Below are 1,766 nucleotides of genomic sequence, written 5' to 3'. Positions count from 1 at the left end.
AGCCCTCCGGCCAAACCTTCCAGGTAGGCCAGCACCCTTTCGCCGGTACGGGCGATGAAAGGCTCGGCAAGTTCGCTCTGCAGGGCGTAGTCGTCCACCGTGCCCTCATCCATCCGCGTATACGCCGCGACACGCGGCGCTACATCAGATTCGGTCATGTCGACTTCCTCTCTTCGGACGTGATCGAAGGGCGATTGTATGATACGCATCGTCCCGCTGAACACGGCGGCGGAAGGGATACGCACGATGAGAAAACTCGCGGTCGCGCTGCTCGCGTTCTTTCGAAGGGCGTCGCTCGTGATGTTGAAGCTGCGCGGGAAAACACCCGCCGACCTGGCCGAGCAGCGCATCGTCAGCGGCCGGGCCTGGGACGAGTTCTGCGACACCCTGAAGGCGGCCGGCGCGGCCCTGAATTTCCCCGGCGCTCCCCGGGACCCGTTCAACCAGGCGGAAGGCTACCGCTACCTGAGCCGGCTTCTGCGCGGCGGCCTGATGGCCTTTGTCGAGTACGCCGACCCCCGGGGGCCGGTGCTGCACCGCGTCGCCCACGAAACCGTCAAGCTCGGCGCCGACAATCCCGACAACTATTACCAGACCGCCGCCATCCGGGGCGATTTCGACTACCGGATTTCCGGCAGGCGCAACACGGTGAAATACCTCAGCTTCGGCACCCAGGCCGGGCACTACGGCCAGGGGGGCGGCCTGCCCCCCACTGGATACATCGAAGCGGCGGACATCGAAACCGATGCCGAAGGGCGCTTCGAACTGATTCTCAGCAGCACGCCTCATGACGGCAACTGGCTGCCGATGCAGCCCGAGACCGGCATGCTCATCGTGCGGCAAACCTTTCTCGACCGGGAAAAGGAAGCGCCCGCGGACCTGTTCATCGAGCGCATCAACTGCGCGGAGGAGGAGAAACGCCCCGCGCCCCTGACGCCCGAGCAGATCGACGCCGGCCTGAAATCCGCGTGCACCCTGGTCGCCGGCGCTTCGCTGCTGTTCGCGAAGTGGGCCCGCGACTTCAGGAAACACAGCAACTCGCTGCCCATGTTCGATCCCGACGTATCGCTCGCCGCCGGCGGCGACCCCAACATCGTCTACTATCACAGTCACTGGGCGGTGGCGGAAGACGAGGCCCTGTTGATCGAGGTGATGCCTCCCGAATGCGAACACTGGAATTTCCAGTTGAACAACTACTGGATGGAATCGCTGGACTACCGCTACCACACGATCCACACCAACAAGCACCTGGCGCATTACGAGCCGGACGGATCGATCCGCCTTGTGGTGGCTCACCGGAACCCGGGGCTGCCAAACTGGCTGGACACCGCGGGCCACACTTCGGGAACCATGTGTTTTCGCTGGATCAGGGCCAAGGATCATCCCCAACCCGCCACCCGTGTCGTGAATGTTACCGGGCTTGCCCGGGGCTCTTCGTGATTGCTTTCGCGACAGCGATCCCCGGCCGTGTGTCAGCCGGATGAACGCCGTGCTGGAAACCTCCACAGACTACCGCAATCCATACCGGCCACTGCCGATTGCCTTGTTCAACCGGGCGGGCAGGATGGTCGAAAGAATGGGGATGGGCGGCAGTTTGCAGGTAGAGCGCATGGTCGCAGCCGCCAAACGCAAAACCGGATTGACCGATTTCGGCGACGATTGGTTCATGGAACCACTGAATATTCTCGTAAAATCGATCAATCAGGAATCCCACCTGAACACGTTGGGTAACATGTTACAGAACACGAGAATCGTATCGGCCTTGT

Annotated in this window: 2 protein-coding genes; both read left to right on the top strand. The window is 62.5% G+C overall.

Annotated elements, in window-relative coordinates:
* The first annotated feature begins 198 nt into the window (after window positions 1–198).
* The gene (locus OXG98_17840) at window positions 199–1,440 is read left to right on the top strand and encodes a DUF1214 domain-containing protein (GenBank protein MCY3773873.1); all 1,242 of its coding nucleotides are present in this window, start codon (window positions 199–201) and stop codon (window positions 1,438–1,440) included.
* A 49-nt stretch (window positions 1,441–1,489) separates the two neighbouring features.
* The coding region (locus OXG98_17835) for a hypothetical protein (protein ID MCY3773872.1) at window positions 1,490–1,766 on the top strand (277 nt) is incomplete at its 3' end.

The sequence above is a fragment of the Gemmatimonadota bacterium genome (assembly GCA_026706345.1).
Lineage (GTDB): Bacteria > JAAXHH01 > JAAXHH01 > JAAXHH01 > JAAXHH01 > JAAXHH01.
Note: the sequence above shows the minus strand (reverse complement) of the source record. Positions and strands in the feature narration are given on the sequence as shown.